This window comes from Rhodococcus sp. NPDC060090, from assembly GCF_042729855.1.
Taxonomy (GTDB): domain Bacteria; phylum Actinomycetota; class Actinomycetes; order Mycobacteriales; family Mycobacteriaceae; genus Rhodococcus.
The window spans coordinates 284,665-297,996 of sequence record NZ_JBHWXB010000005.1 but is presented as its reverse complement, the minus strand read 5'-3'; the positions used below and the strand labels follow the sequence as shown (position 1 = coordinate 297,996).

Sequence of the window (13,332 nt, the reverse complement as noted above, 5' to 3'; positions counted from 1 at the left end):
ATCTGTCAGAAAGGCATCCTATGTCCGAGTTCGTCAGACTCGATCCACACGTGATCGACGAGATCGTCGCGATCTGCGACACCACGCTCGACGAGTTACGGAGCGCACGGCGGATCACGGACTTCCTCGCCATCGGTCACAACTTCGGCGACTTCGAATCCTCCCAGCAGCTCGCGGCCGGCTATGCCCGAAAAGGCGCAGGCACCCCCGAATCCGCCCGCGAACGCGTCGAGCAATTCATCGAAGCCCTCACCCAACTCCGCGACGCCTTCGCCTCCGGCGGCGAAGCCTTCCTCGACGCCCAGTTCGACTGGACACGACAGCTTCAGAACATCGACATCGACGCATAGGCCCTACGTCCTATCCGCGCGCGTTCCAGTCATCCGCACCTGCGATTGCTGCTGTGAACAACAGGGATCGTCGCGGGAATCACGGGTGGGACCCGCTGTGCTAGCGTCAACCCGATTTATCAGCGAATCGGGGGGTCGCGTGGGTGGTTGGGGGCGTACAGCATTGGGTGCTGCGGTGATCGCGGTGGCCTCGGCCTGCGGACCAGCACCCACAACAGTGGTCGACGACAGCACCACCGGGGCAGCGACCTCGACGACCCGCGCACCACGCATCGTCGACGACTCGGGACGCCCCGACATCACCTTCGACCCCTGCCTCGACCTCCCCGACGAGGTGATGTCCGCGGCCGGATACAACGCGGCGCACAAAGAATTCGCGGACATGCCGATGGGGTCGTACACGTTTTTGGGGTGCGAATACAACAAGCCCGACCTTGTCCCCGGAGTCAGGCGCGGCTATGGACTCAACGTCTTGTCCGGCAATGTCACTCTCGACGAAGAGCTCAAGAAAAATGCCGACGTAGCGATCCCCACGACCGTCAACGGCCGCCCTGCCCTACGCGAAGTCGGTCCCAGCGGCAACGACGAGTGCACCTACGCTCTACAAACGAGCTTCGGAATCGTCCTCTTCAACCGGCTGTACAACAAAGACCACGCCGGTCCGGTTGCGCGGGATGAATGGTGCGCCGGGATGGAGGAGTTCATGGCCTCAGTAGAGCCATATATCGGAGATTCACCTTGATGCAGTGCACCAACTACCGCCCGGGGGATTGATGTCTGAGTTTGTAAGACTCGAACCGCATGTCATCGACGAGATCGTTGGAATCTGCAACACCGTACTCACCGAACTCGAAGAAGCACGGCGCATCTCCTCCAGACTCGATGCAGCTGAGGGCTTCGGCGACTTCGAATCCGCCAGGCAACTCGCCGCCGGCTACGCGAGGAAGGGTGCAGGCACCCCCGAATCCGCCCGCGAACGCGTCGACCAGTTCATCGAAGCCTTCACCCAACTCCGCGACGCCTTCGCTTCCGGCGGCGAAGCATTCCTCGACGCCCAGTTCGACTGGACACGACAGCTTCAGAACATCGACATCGACGCATAGGCAAGCCACGTCTTCCCGCGCGCATCCCAGCTTTCCACATCGGCAATTGCTGCTGTGAACAGCTGAAATCGTCGCGGGAATCATGGGCGAGACCCGCTGTGTTAGCGTCGACCCGATTTATCAGCGGATCGGGGGGTCGCGTGGGCAGGTGGGGGCGCACAGTACTGAGTGCTGCGATGATCGCGATGGCGTCGGCCTGCGGACCAGCGCCCGCAACAGTGGTCGACGACAGCGACAGCACCACCGTAGCGCCAACATCGACTCGCACACCACGCATCGTCGACGACTCCGGCCGCCCCGACATCACCTTCGACCCCTGCCTCGACCTGCCCGACGAGGTCATGAGCGCAGCCGGGTACGACGCGGCGCACAAAGAATTCGCGGACATGCCGATGGGGTCGTACACGTTTCTGGGCTGCTCCTACAAAGGAACTATCCACATCCCTGGAGTCTTGGCTCGGTATGGCCTCATCGTCATGGCCGGAAATGCCTCGCTCGAGGAGGAATTCAAGAAGAACGGTGATGTAGCGACACCGACGACCGTCAATGGTCGTCCCGCGCTCCTCGAGGTGGGCACGAACGGGAACGACGAGTGCACCTATGTACTGCAAACTGACTTCGGAATCGTCCTATTCAACCGGCTCTACCACAAGGACCACACCGGACCAGTTCCTCCGAGTGAATGGTGTTTCGGGTTAGAGGATTTCATAGGAACCGTCGAGCCATTGCTAGGCAATTGACTTGCACTACAGAAGAGTGGAAGACATCATGTCCGAGTTCGTCCGGCTAGAACCGCGTGTCATCGACGAGATCGTCGCGATCTGCAACACCACACTCGCCGAGCTGCGGGAGGCCAAAGAAATCACGTCGCGCCTCAGCAACGCCCACGGCTTCGGCGACTTCGAGTCTGCCAAGCAACTCGCCGCCGGTTACGCCAGGAAAGGAGCCGGCACCCCCGAGTCCGCCCGCGAACGCGTCGAGCAATTCATCGAAGCCTTCACCCAACTCCGAGACGCCTTCGCTTCCGGCGGCGAAGCCTTCCTCGACGCCCAGTTCGACTGGGCCCGACAGCTTCAGAACATCGACATCGACGCATAGGCAAGTCACGCCCTCCCGCGCGCATCCCAGCTTCCCGCATCGGCAATTGCAGACGCGGAAAGCTGGAATCGTCGCGGGAAGCGTGGGCGGGCGGAGGACGTCGCGGGAGCGCTGACAATTGAGAGCGGATGGCGGGAGTCGAACCCGCGTTGACGGTTTTGCAGACCGCTGCCTTGCCACCTCGGCCACACCCGCGTGAGTACAGCATGTCATGCGGCTCCCACGGTTTCACGAGTTGGAATCTGCGCGATCCTAATTGATTCGATGTGCCCCAGGTCCTGCCAGACAATGACCCACGCGAAGTATCGTTCCCGGATAGTGTCGCAACGTGAGCACCTCTACTGCGCACGACGACACAAGCGAACCACTGGCCCCCCATCGACCGTATTACTCGGTCTTCGGCCTTGATTTCGTCGGACTTGTCGTCGCCCTCTTCTTCTTCGCATGGAGCCTGAGCCCGTCGCTGATCGCCCGCGAGTGGTACTTCCAAGGATTCGTCAGCGGGATCACGAGCATCATCGGCTACGGTATCGGAGCCCTCCTCGCGTTCCCTGCTCGGCGGTGGATCGCGCCTCACCTCACGTGGTGGCGGCGACGGCACACCGCCCGGCTTATCGCGCAGGTCGTGGTGGCGATTGCGGCGGTGTCGACGCTCGTCGGGAGCCTGCTCGTCGCAGCGGACTGGCAGAACGAGGTCCGCGCCCTCATGGGCATCGAGGCCACAACCGGATTCGCGTATCTGCGCACCGGTCTCGTCACCGTCGCACTCTTCCTCACGATCCTGTACTTCGCGCGGAGTGTGCGGTGGGTGGGGCGCAGATTTGCGGAGTTCCTCGCGACGCGGCTGCGCGTTCCGGTGGCGGCAGCGGGTGTGCTCGCACCGGTGATCCTTGTGGTGGCAACCGTGGTGTTCGTCGACGAGGTTCTGCTCGCAAGCAGCTCCACCGCGGCACGAATCGTGTTCGCCGGCGACAACAACAGCACCGACCCCGGCATGTCGCAGCCGTCGGAGCCGGAACGGTCGGGCAGTTCCGCGTCGGAATCGTCGTGGGACAGCCTCGGCCGCCAGGGACGCACTTTCACCGACGGAGGTATGCGCGCCGACGAATTGACCGAACTCAACGGCGAACCCGCCCTCGAACCCATACGAGTGTATGCGGGTCTCGATGCGGATGGCAGCACCGAGGATCAGGTGCAGCTCATTCTCGACGAACTCGATCGAACCAAAGCCTGGGACCGCGAGATCCTCGTGCTGTCCGGCACCACGGGTACCGGTTGGGTGAACCCGATCGCCGCCGATTCCCTCGAGATGATCTACAACGGCAACTCGGCGATCGCTGCCATCCAGTACTCGTTCCTGCCGAGCTGGATCTCTTTCCTCGTCGACGGCTCTGCGGCGAAAGCGGCGGGTGATGCATTGATCAACGGCGTCCACGAACGGTGGTCGCAGCTCCCCGAGAATCAACGACCGAAGCTGGTGGTCTACGGCGAAAGCCTCGGCTCACAATCCGCCGAAGCAGCATTCGACGATCTCACCGACCTGCGCAACGACATCGACGGCGCGCTGTTCGTCGGTCCACCGAACTCGAATCAATTGTGGCGCAGCATCGTCGAACACCGCGATCCCGGCTCCCCTGAAGTCCTACCCGTCTACAGCGACGGGCTCGAGGTGCGATTCGCTTCTGATCTGCAGACCCTCGACTCGCAGCAAGGGCAGTGGGAGGATCCCCGGGTGCTGTATCTGCAGCATGCGTCCGACCCGGTGGTGTGGTGGGGGCCGGGTCTGCTGTTCGAGCGACCGGACTGGCTCGCCGAGCCGGCCGGGCAGGATCGCGCCCCGTCGATGCGGTGGTATCCGATCGTCACGTTCTGGCAGGTCGCCGCCGACATCATGGTCGGAACATCTCCCCCCGTGGGACACGGACACAATTACGAAGACCTCATTCCGTACGGGTGGGCTGCGGTCACTGCACCTGAAGGCTGGTCCTTCGCCGACACTCAGCGAGTTGCGGCGGCCCTCTCCCAGCTGCACGACGAGCCGTGATCACCCGACTTCTTGCCTGAGTGTGCACACTGGATACATCGCACACGAGCAGAGGAGAAGCCGATGCTTCGGTTCTTGTTGGTCGGGGCGCTCACCGCAGCGGTGGTGATCACCGGGTTCGCTGCGGTTGTCGGCGGGTGGGCGTGGTGGCTGATATTGGGCCTGCTTGCCGGTCTCCTCGTGCTCGGCACCTACGATCTGCTTCAACGCCGACATTCCGTGCTCCGCAACTACCCCGTCCTCGGCCACATGCGGTACCTGCTCGAAAGCCTGCGGCCGGAACTGCAGCAGTACTTCATCGAACGAAACTACGACGGCCGACCGTACGACCGGGACGTGCGCACAATCATCTACGAACGAGCCAAAGGGATCCACGGTGAGCTGTCCTTCGGCACCGAACGCGACATCGAGGAAGTCGGCTACGAATACCTGGTCCATTCCACCGCGCCCGTCCCCGAGCCGGCGGAACCACCACGAGTGCTGATCGGTGGCCCCGAATGCTCCCGGCCGTATTCGATGTCGTTGCTCAATATCTCGTCGATGAGTTTCGGGGCGCTCTCCGCGAATGCGTTGCGGGCCCTGAACAAGGGTGCGGCGATGGGCGGATTCGCCCACGACACCGGCGAGGGTGGTCTCACCCCCTACCACCTCGACGGCGGTGGAGATGTGGTGTGGGAGATCGGGTCCGGATATTTCGGTACGCGCACAGAAGACGGCAGATTCGATCCCGAGAAGTTCGTCGACCAGGCCGCACACCCCCAGGTCAAAACCATCTCGCTCAAACTCAGCCAAGGTGCCAAACCTGGAATCGGCGGTGTCCTGCCCGCCGCGAAAGTCAGCGACGAGATCGCTCGATACCGCGGGGTTCCCGCGCACGAGAAATGTGTCAGCCCGTCAGCACATTCCGCCTTTCACACTCCCCGCGAACTGATCCGCTTCATCGCCACGATGCGTGAACTCTCCGGCGGCAAGCCGGTCGGATTCAAACTGTGTGTCGGGTCGAGAGTCGAGGTGCTCGCGATATGCAAAGCGATGCTCGACGAGGGCACCGCACCCGATTTCATCATCGTCGACGGCGCCGAAGGTGGAACAGCAGCAGCCCCATTGGAGTACGAGGATCACGTGGGCCTTCCTTTGACGAGCGGATTGATCACCGTCCACAACGCGCTCGTCGGGAGTGGGTTGAGGGAGAGGATCAAGATCGGGGCGAGCGGTAAGGTCGCGCTGGGCAACGATATCGTCAAGCGACTCATCCAGGGCGCCGACTACACGAACTCCGCGCGCGCAATGATGATGGCCGTGGGCTGCATTCAAGCTCAACGGTGCCACACGAACACGTGCCCGGTCGGGGTCGCGACACAGGATCCTAAACGCGCTCGGGCTCTCGACGTCGAGGACAAGAGCGTGCGCGCATACCGGTACCAGGACGCCACAGTGCGTCAGTCGTCGCGGATCATGGCGTCGCTCGGTGTGTCCGACCCCAGCGGATTGACTCCCCACATGCTGCACAAGAAGGTCGGCGCCACGGAAATTCGTTCCTACGCCGAACTCTACGAGTGGTTGGCTCCGGGCGAGTTGGTGGCAGAATCTCCGCAGAGTTGGGCAGCCGATTGGACGGCAGCGAGTCCGGACACATTCCGTCCGGTCATGCGGCGGTGATCGGGCGGCGACGCCTCAGCTCTCGACCTCGACCCCGTACCGCTCCGCGAGCGCGACAACATCAACGCCCAATTCGTCGCCGACGCGGTGATCGAAGCGATCGGGCTGACGTCGGCCGATCGAGACGACACCGACAACCACCGGCCCGCCGAGCTGATGGTCGAGCGGCGCGGACTCGAACTTGCAGGCTGGATGACCGATGTCGACGCCGCCGGATCACCGGCCTTGCGGTCCGTCACTGCTGATCTGGACCAGCTGGATCTACGGTAGACTTCTAGATAGAAAAATGAGCGTGCCCCACACGAAGAGGAGGGGACATGGCCCACAGGACCACAGACTCGGGCTATGAGTCCGATCCGAAGCGACGCCACACCCACGTGAGCGACCACGAGTTCATTGCGCGTATGCGGGCCGAGCTCAACAGCAGGCCGAGCATGCGACTGGTCGCCAACAGGATCACCCACATGATGCTGGCCGGACGGATCGCCAAGGATGACCCGATCCTCGAGCTCATCGATTCCGACAACATCCTCGACGAGAAGGCCGTGCTGAGCGATGCCGTCGAGTACATCCTGTCGTTCCCGCATCTGTCCGCCAGAGACGTTGCCGATCGCTATGGCAAGACCTGGGCCAACCCCAGCGATGCACTGCGCAAGCTCAGCGCCAAAGGCGAGGTCATCGGACTCAAGCGCGGCGGGAAATTCCGGTATCCGGAGTTCCAGTTCTCCCTATCCGATGAGGCGAACCACATAGTGCGCGAAGGCAATGTGCGCCTCGGTGCCCGGGACGATCCGTGGGGTGTCGCGTCGTGGTGGCTCTCACCCAACCCGTCCGTTGAAGGCCGCAAGTCTCCGGCCCAGTTACTGGGCGACGGCTCTTTCGGCACCGTGCGCGAGTTGCTGCACGCCGAGATCGACGACGACGTTGCCTAACCTTCCGTCGCCGACGGCGGTGACCGCGCATGTCGGGACACTCGCCGCAGGAACCAGGCTGTGGCGCATCCACTCCGGCGCACCGGACCGCGGCGCGCTGACCCTGAATCCGACTCCCGCGGGGGCAGGAGGTGGACGGTTCGACTCCTCCGACGGGTCATACCACTACAGCTATTTCGGGGAGGACATCTCCACCTGCATCGCGGAAACCTACTGCCGGTCACTGCCGCTGGATGATCGCGTTCCGCGAATCCTACGTAAGGCCAAGCTCACCGGTCGGGTCCTGTCGCAGGTCACAGTCACAGACGATGTCCCCGTCGCATTGGTGCACGGCTCACATCTGGCGGCGATCGGACAGGACACCTGGCTGACCAAATGCGATCCGGTCGACTACGGGACCACCCGCGACTGGGCGGCAGCAATCCTCCGCGGGACCGATAGGATTCTCGGGCTCACATACCGGGCACGCAACGACGAGGACAGGTTCTCCGTCGTCATGACGATCAGGCCCGATGGCGACGTGGGGTTGTCTGATCTGATGACCGTGTCCCAAGGGCCGATCGCGCTCGATGACCGAGCGGGCTTGGAGCTGGTCAGATCCCATCTTGCGATATACAACGCCACTGTCATCTGAGCTCCGAGCTGAGCCAGAAATGATGCATTTATGGGCGTGACACTTGGGTGTGCGTCAGCCAGGACGAGCCCGGGCCGCCGCCAGCTTCTCCCCCAGCTCTGCACAGCGGGCTACGAGCTCCGGAGGCGCGAGAATGTCGAACGCGTGTCCCAGCATGAGCACGTGCCACAGAACTATGTCGAGATCGTCTGCGCCACTGATCAGTTCGCAGGTATCACCATTCCGAGGTTTCACCACCGCCGCCGACGCCGAGACCTGTCCGCGCACGACCTCGGCTGGTGCATGGATGAGAAACCGTGCCTGTCTCCGATACGCTCTGCTCGCGACGCCCTCTTGCACATATGCCGCCGCACCGGGCGCCGAGCGCGGACGGAACCGCCACGTCCGCAGCGTCACCGAAGCCATCCGGTCGACGCGGAAACTACGCCAATCGTCGCGGTCGAGGTCGTATGCGAGCAGGTACCAGCGCCGATCGGACGCGACGAGGCGGTAGGGCTCGATCCGTCGCGGTGCCGAGCGATAGTCGAATCCGATCTCGACTTCGTCGCGGCAGGCCCGCGCGAGTGTCATGAGCACCTCGGAGTCGACAGGGTCGCGACCTCCACCGAAGGACTCCACCGAGCTCGCCAGGGCACGCACCTCATGCCGCAAACGGGCGGGAAGCACCTGGTCGAGCTTGGTCAGTGCCCTGAGCGCTGCGTCGCCACTCCTCGCGATCGCGCCGCCCGCACCGGCGAGCAGAGCGACCGCGGTGACGATTGCTTCTTCGTCGTCGAGCAGTAATGGGGGCAGATCCTGACCTGGTCCGAGCTGGTAGCCGCCACCGACGCCCTTGCTGGCGTGCACCCGGTATCCGAGGTTGCGCAGCCGCTCGACGTCGCGCCGGACGGTGCGGGGCGTGACGCCGAGCCGATCGGCAAGCTCGGGTCCGGTCCAGACCTGTCGCTGTTGCAGGAGACCGAGCAAGGTCAGAACCCGCTCGGTGGTGTCGTCCATGAGTTTCAGACTGCCAGATGCAGCGGACCGATTCTGTCCTCTTGGGGTGTCACAGTATGTCCATGGCTACAGAATTCGACTGGAACCATTCCCTGCTCGAGCAGTGGGAATGGCACTGGAACAATCAGATCCGGGCCCGGCTCCAGGGCCTGACCGACGACGAGTACTTCTGGTCTCCCGTGCCGAATCCATGGAGCGTGTGGCCGCGCGGCACCTCGACCGCGCCCATGCAGGTCGGCGCAGGCGACTTCACCATAGACTTCGCTTTCCCCCCGCCCGAGCCGCCACCGTTCACGACGATCGCATGGCGACTCGGACACGTCATCGTCGGTGTGCTCGCCGCACGCAACGCAGCGCACTTCGGTGCACCACCTGCATCGTACGAATCCTGGGAGTACGCGGGCACCGCAAGTGAGGCACTCGACCAGCTCGAAACCCAACTCGACGTGTGGGTGAAGGGCGTGCGCGGCCTCAGCGACACGGAGTTGATCACCCCGGTCGGCGACAAGGAGCCCTACCCCGAGCTGACGGTGGCCGATCTCATCCTGCACATCCACCGCGAACTGATCCATCACCTGTCCGAGGTCTCGCTGATTCGCGACCTCTACACACACACCCGAGGAGAACAATGATCACGCTGGTCGACCCCGACGAACTCGCGTACAGCCCGGCCTTCGCCCAGGGAGTCATCGCACCCGCTGGCAAGACCGTCTACGTAGGCGGCCAGCTCGGCACCGACGGCTCCGGCGCCATGCTCGACGGCATCGAAGCGCAAACCGTGCAGGCGATGAAGAACGTGCTCGCGGTGCTGGCCGCCGCGGGTTCGGGCGCGGAGCACGTGGTCAAGCTCAATATCTACCTCGTCGACGGTGTTGACGCGCAGGTCGGATATGCGGCATCACGGTCGGTGTGGGGCGATCGCCGCACCGCCATCACTGTGGTGACCACCGCCGGACATGCGCGGCCTGGTGCACTGGTCGAGATCGACGCGATCGCGGTCGTCCCCGAATAACGGACTCGGGGGTTAGTCTGCAGCCGACGCCGATCGCGGAGGAGCAGGATGACCGACCCAGCCCGAACAGTTTCCACGTTGACGCTCGACGAGAAGGCCGGCCTGACCAGCGGGCTGAACTTTTGGTTCACGAAACCTCATCCGCAGTCGGGGATTCCGTCGATCATGCTGACCGACGGCCCGCACGGCGTCCGTAAGCAGACCGAGGGCGGAGATCACCTCGGACTCACCGACTCGGTGCCCGCCACGTGTTTTCCTCCCGCGGTGGCGATGGGATGCTCGTTCGATCCGGAGCTGCTCGAACTTGTCGGCTCCGCCCTCGGAGCCGAGGCGCGGGCGGCGCAGGTGAGTGTGCTGCTCGGCCCGGGCATCAATATCAAACGGTCACCGCTGTGTGGACGGAACTTCGAGTATCTGTCCGAGGATCCGCTGCTGTCGGGGGTACTCGGTGCGGCGCTTGTGCGCGGGATCCAATCGCAGGGCGTCGGTGCGTCTCTGAAGCATTTCGCGGCCAACAATCAGGAAACCGACCGGATGCGGGTCTCCGCCGACATCGACCCACGTCCGCTGCGGGAGATCTATCTGCGCGGGTTCCAGCGAGTCGTCCAGGATGCCTCGCCCTGGACGGTGATGTGTTCGTACAACCGCATCAACGGCGTGTACGCGTCTCAGAACCGATGGCTGCTCACGGACCTCCTGCGAGGTGAGTGGGGGTTCGACGGAGTGGTCGTCAGCGATTGGGGCGCGGTGTCGGACCGGGTCGCGGCATTGGCGGCGGGTCTCGACCTGGAGATGCCGTCGACCGGGGGTCGCACGGATCAGGAGATCGTCGACGCGGTGCGCGCGGGGACGTTGGACGAGTCGGTGGTCGACACCGCCGCGACGCGGGTCGTCGAAATGGTCGGTAAGTCCGAGGTCGACCCCGATGCCGTATTCGATGCCGACGAACACCACGCGCTCGCCCGCCGGGTCGCGGCGGAGTGTGTGGTGCTGTTGAAGAACGACGGCGTCCTCCCTCTTGCTGTCGACGCGAAGATTGCCGTGATCGGCGAGTTGGCCCACACTCCGCGCTATCAGGGGGCGGGATCGTCGCGGATCAACCCGACTCGCCTCGACAACGCGCTCGACGAGATCCGGACGCTGGCGTCGGTCGATGTGGCGTTCGCGCCCGGCTACCTCGACGACGGCACGTCCACCGAGGAGTTGCGGGTCGCTGCCGTTGACGCAGCGCGGGCCGCCGAGGTCGCAGTGGTGTTCGTCGGGGTACCCGCAGCGATCGAGTCCGAAGGGTTCGATCGCACAGATCTCGAACTGCCATCGGGACAGACCGAGTTGCTCGATGCCGTGGTCGCGGCGAACCCGAACACCGTGGTCGTGCTGTCGAACGGTGGTGTCGTGCGCGTGTCCGGCTTCGTCGACCGAGTGCCCGCACTCATCGAAGGTTGGCTGCTCGGGCAGGCAGGCGGTGGCGCACTCGCCGACATTCTGTACGGGGTGGACGACCCGGCGGGCCGGCTCGCCGAGACCATTCCTGTGCGGCTCGAAGACACTCCGTCGTACACGGATTTCCCGGGCGAGCACGGACACGTCCGCTACGGCGAAGGCCTGTTCGTCGGATATCGCGGGTTCGACGCCCGACGGAACGAGGTGTCGTTTCCCTTCGGGCACGGCCTGTCGTACACGACCTTCTCGTACTCCGACGCGGTGGTCACCGTCGGTGATGATCTCGTCGTGACGGTGACCGTGACCAATACCGGTGGCCGGTCGGGTTCCGAGGTCGTGCAGGTGTACGTCGGCGCGCCCGACTCCGAGGTGGTACGCGCACCGCGCGAGTTGAAGGGATTCGCGAAGGTGCGCCTCGACGCCGGCGAATCACGAGAGGTGGAGATACCCGTGCGGCGCGCGGACCTCGCGTATTGGGACACCCGGCTCGATGCATGGGTGGTCGAGGGCGGAACCTACCGCGTCGAGGTCGGTGCTTCGAGTCGCGACATCCGAGCCACATGCACCACGGAGGTCGCGGGCGACGAAGTGTCGGTTCCGTTGAGCGTGGAGTCGTCGATCGGCGAGATCCTCGCCAACCCCGCAGCGGCAGAGGTGCTTTCGAAGGTCTTCGCCACAGCCGACGGTGAAACCCCTGCCCTCGACCCGGCGGTACTCGAAATGGCGGCGTCGATGCCGCTCGAGCGGATCCTGAGCTTCGGGAATTTCGGGATCGGTCGCGACGAGATTCAGCAGCAGTTGGACATCGTGAACCGCGGGTCGAAATGACCATGCGCATCGCAACATTCAATATCAACGGGATTCGCGCGGCGCAGCGGCGCGGATTCGAGAAATGGTTGCGCGAGCGGGAACCCGACGTGGTGGCATTGCAGGAGCTCCGCACACCCGCATCGGCGATTCCGGACGGTGTGTTCGGTGATCACCACCTGACCTATGAACAGGGAACACTGCCGGGCCGCAACGGCGTCGCGATCCTGACCCGCAAGGAGCCGAGCGCAGTACGCGCATGGAGCGGCACCGCGCTACTACGACATCCGGGCGACGACCACATCGAGACGGTGGAACTCGATCCTGGCCCCCTGGCACGAGGACTACGGGAGTTCGCCGAGGAGGGTCGCTACGTCGAGGTCGACCTCGCGGACGCACCGATCACGGTGGCGTCGTTGTATCTGCCGAAGGGTGGGTTGCCCACTCACCTGCAGAAGCCGGGACGTATGAGGGAGGCACCGGACGGGGGCGCACGCTACGACCGCAAGATGCGCTTCCTCGACGCGTTCGCTCGTCAGCTCACGCGGTCTCGGCGCACAGCTCGCGCGCAGGGTCGGGAGCTGCTGCTGATGGGCGACCTCAACATCGCCCACACCCGATACGACGTGCGGAACTGGCGGCGCAGTAACCAGGCCGAAGGATTCCTCCCCGAGGAGCGGGAGTGGTTCGATTCGATCGTGTCTCCGCGCACCCTCGTCGACGTGGTGCGCAGCCACCATCCCGAGGTCGACGGTCCGTATTCGTGGTGGTCGTGGATCGGGCAGTCGTTCACGAACGACGTCGGGTGGCGCATCGACTACCACCTCGCCACTCCGACGCTCGCACGCACAGCGGTGTCGGCGGGGACCGATCGCGACCCGGCTCCCGACCGTCGGATCAGCGATCACGCGCCCGTCGTCGTCGATTACGACCTCACCGAATTGGACAGCACCAGAAGTAAGCAGGCCTGATACAAACCTCGCAGCCCTGGCAGGAGGCCGGCAGGGCTGCGAGGTTCACATTTGCCCTGCTAGCTTCGACGGCCCGCTCGCCCCCGACCCGATCTGCTACCGTCTCCCCGGTATTCAGCGGATCGGGGGGTCGCGTGGGCGGGTGGAAACGTGTCGCGGGGAGCATCGCTCTCATCGCAGCAACAACGGCATGCGGCACTGACGCACCACCGAAGAACCCGCCGAGCGCTGCCGAGACCGTCACCTCGACGACGCGCACGCCCCGCGTCGTCGACGAATCCGG

15 protein-coding genes and 1 tRNA gene are annotated in these 13,332 nt (G+C 64.2%); 14 read left to right on the top strand and 2 right to left on the bottom strand.

The genetic code is table 11. The features are described 5' to 3' along the window. Positions 1-20 precede the first annotated feature (20 nt). From ACFWCF_RS09610 to ACFWCF_RS09590, 5 genes are all read left to right on the top strand, one after another. Entirely contained in the window at positions 21-350 is a 330-nt protein-coding gene (locus ACFWCF_RS09610) for a hypothetical protein (RefSeq protein ID WP_378560155.1), read from the top strand. A gap of 139 nt (positions 351-489) precedes the next feature. Beyond that, positions 490-1,092, top strand: coding sequence for a DUF3558 domain-containing protein (locus ACFWCF_RS09605; protein WP_378560151.1), 603 nt, complete (start codon positions 490-492; stop codon positions 1,090-1,092). Positions 1,093-1,123: 31 nt separating this feature from the next. Next, positions 1,124-1,453, top strand: a complete 330-nt coding sequence (locus tag ACFWCF_RS09600; protein ID WP_378560146.1) for a hypothetical protein — start codon at positions 1,124-1,126, stop codon at positions 1,451-1,453. A 176-nt stretch (positions 1,454-1,629) separates the two neighbouring features. Next, positions 1,630-2,193 (top strand): DUF3558 domain-containing protein, encoded by a 564-nt coding sequence (locus ACFWCF_RS09595; protein ID WP_378560143.1) that lies wholly within the window; start codon positions 1,630-1,632, stop codon positions 2,191-2,193. Between the two features lie 28 nt (positions 2,194-2,221). Further along, complete coding sequence (locus tag ACFWCF_RS09590) at positions 2,222-2,551, top strand: hypothetical protein (RefSeq protein ID WP_378560140.1); 330 nt, start codon at positions 2,222-2,224, stop codon at positions 2,549-2,551. Positions 2,552-2,674: 123 nt separating this feature from the next. On the opposite strand, the gene ACFWCF_RS09585 is transcribed toward ACFWCF_RS09590, so the two are convergent. Then, positions 2,675-2,746: transfer RNA gene (locus ACFWCF_RS09585), tRNA-Cys, on the bottom strand. Between the two features lie 133 nt (positions 2,747-2,879). On the opposite strand from ACFWCF_RS09585, the gene ACFWCF_RS09580 reads away from it, so the two are divergent. The 5 genes from ACFWCF_RS09580 (at position 2,880) to ACFWCF_RS09560 (ending at position 7,820) form a co-directional block, all read left to right on the top strand. Then, positions 2,880-4,595 carry an alpha/beta hydrolase gene (locus tag ACFWCF_RS09580; protein ID WP_378560137.1) on the top strand — a complete coding sequence of 572 codons (1,716 nt, stop codon included), beginning with the start codon at positions 2,880-2,882 and terminating at the stop codon, positions 4,593-4,595. A gap of 63 nt (positions 4,596-4,658) precedes the next feature. Next, the gene (locus ACFWCF_RS09575; RefSeq protein WP_378560134.1) at positions 4,659-6,254 is read left to right on the top strand and encodes an FMN-binding glutamate synthase family protein; all 1,596 of its coding nucleotides are present in this window, start codon (positions 4,659-4,661) and stop codon (positions 6,252-6,254) included. A gap of 87 nt (positions 6,255-6,341) precedes the next feature. Then, the gene (locus tag ACFWCF_RS09570; protein ID WP_378491807.1) at positions 6,342-6,524 is read left to right on the top strand and encodes a hypothetical protein; all 183 of its coding nucleotides are present in this window, start codon (positions 6,342-6,344) and stop codon (positions 6,522-6,524) included. A 47-nt stretch (positions 6,525-6,571) separates the two neighbouring features. Further along, the gene (locus ACFWCF_RS09565) at positions 6,572-7,186 is read left to right on the top strand and encodes a hypothetical protein (protein ID WP_378560131.1); all 615 of its coding nucleotides are present in this window, start codon (positions 6,572-6,574) and stop codon (positions 7,184-7,186) included. Between the two features lie 19 nt (positions 7,187-7,205). Continuing rightward, positions 7,206-7,820, top strand: coding sequence for an RES family NAD+ phosphorylase (locus ACFWCF_RS09560; RefSeq protein ID WP_378491805.1), 615 nt, complete (start codon positions 7,206-7,208; stop codon positions 7,818-7,820). A 54-nt stretch (positions 7,821-7,874) separates the two neighbouring features. Here the strand turns inward: ACFWCF_RS09560 and ACFWCF_RS09555 are convergent, their stop codons facing one another. Next, positions 7,875-8,816 (bottom strand): helix-turn-helix transcriptional regulator, encoded by a 942-nt coding sequence (locus tag ACFWCF_RS09555; protein ID WP_378491804.1) that lies wholly within the window; start codon positions 8,814-8,816, stop codon positions 7,875-7,877. Positions 8,817-8,878: 62 nt separating this feature from the next. Here ACFWCF_RS09555 and ACFWCF_RS09550 point away from each other — a divergent pair, with 62 nt between their 5' ends. From ACFWCF_RS09550 to ACFWCF_RS09535, 4 genes are read left to right on the top strand one after another with little or no spacing between them, the layout of a single operon-like run. Next, the gene (locus ACFWCF_RS09550; protein WP_378560128.1) at positions 8,879-9,448 is read left to right on the top strand and encodes a DinB family protein; all 570 of its coding nucleotides are present in this window, start codon (positions 8,879-8,881) and stop codon (positions 9,446-9,448) included. Then, complete coding sequence (locus ACFWCF_RS09545; RefSeq protein ID WP_378560125.1) at positions 9,445-9,828, top strand: RidA family protein; 384 nt, start codon at positions 9,445-9,447, stop codon at positions 9,826-9,828. The genes ACFWCF_RS09550 and ACFWCF_RS09545 overlap by 4 nt, the downstream gene beginning before the upstream one ends. A gap of 48 nt (positions 9,829-9,876) precedes the next feature. After that, entirely contained in the window at positions 9,877-12,099 is a 2,223-nt protein-coding gene (locus ACFWCF_RS09540; protein WP_378560122.1) for a glycoside hydrolase family 3 C-terminal domain-containing protein, read from the top strand. A 2-nt stretch (positions 12,100-12,101) separates the two neighbouring features. Next, a complete protein-coding gene (locus ACFWCF_RS09535) occupies positions 12,102-13,049 on the top strand; it encodes an exodeoxyribonuclease III (protein ID WP_378560119.1) in 948 nt (315 codons plus the stop codon). Positions 13,050-13,332: the final 283 nt, after the last annotated feature.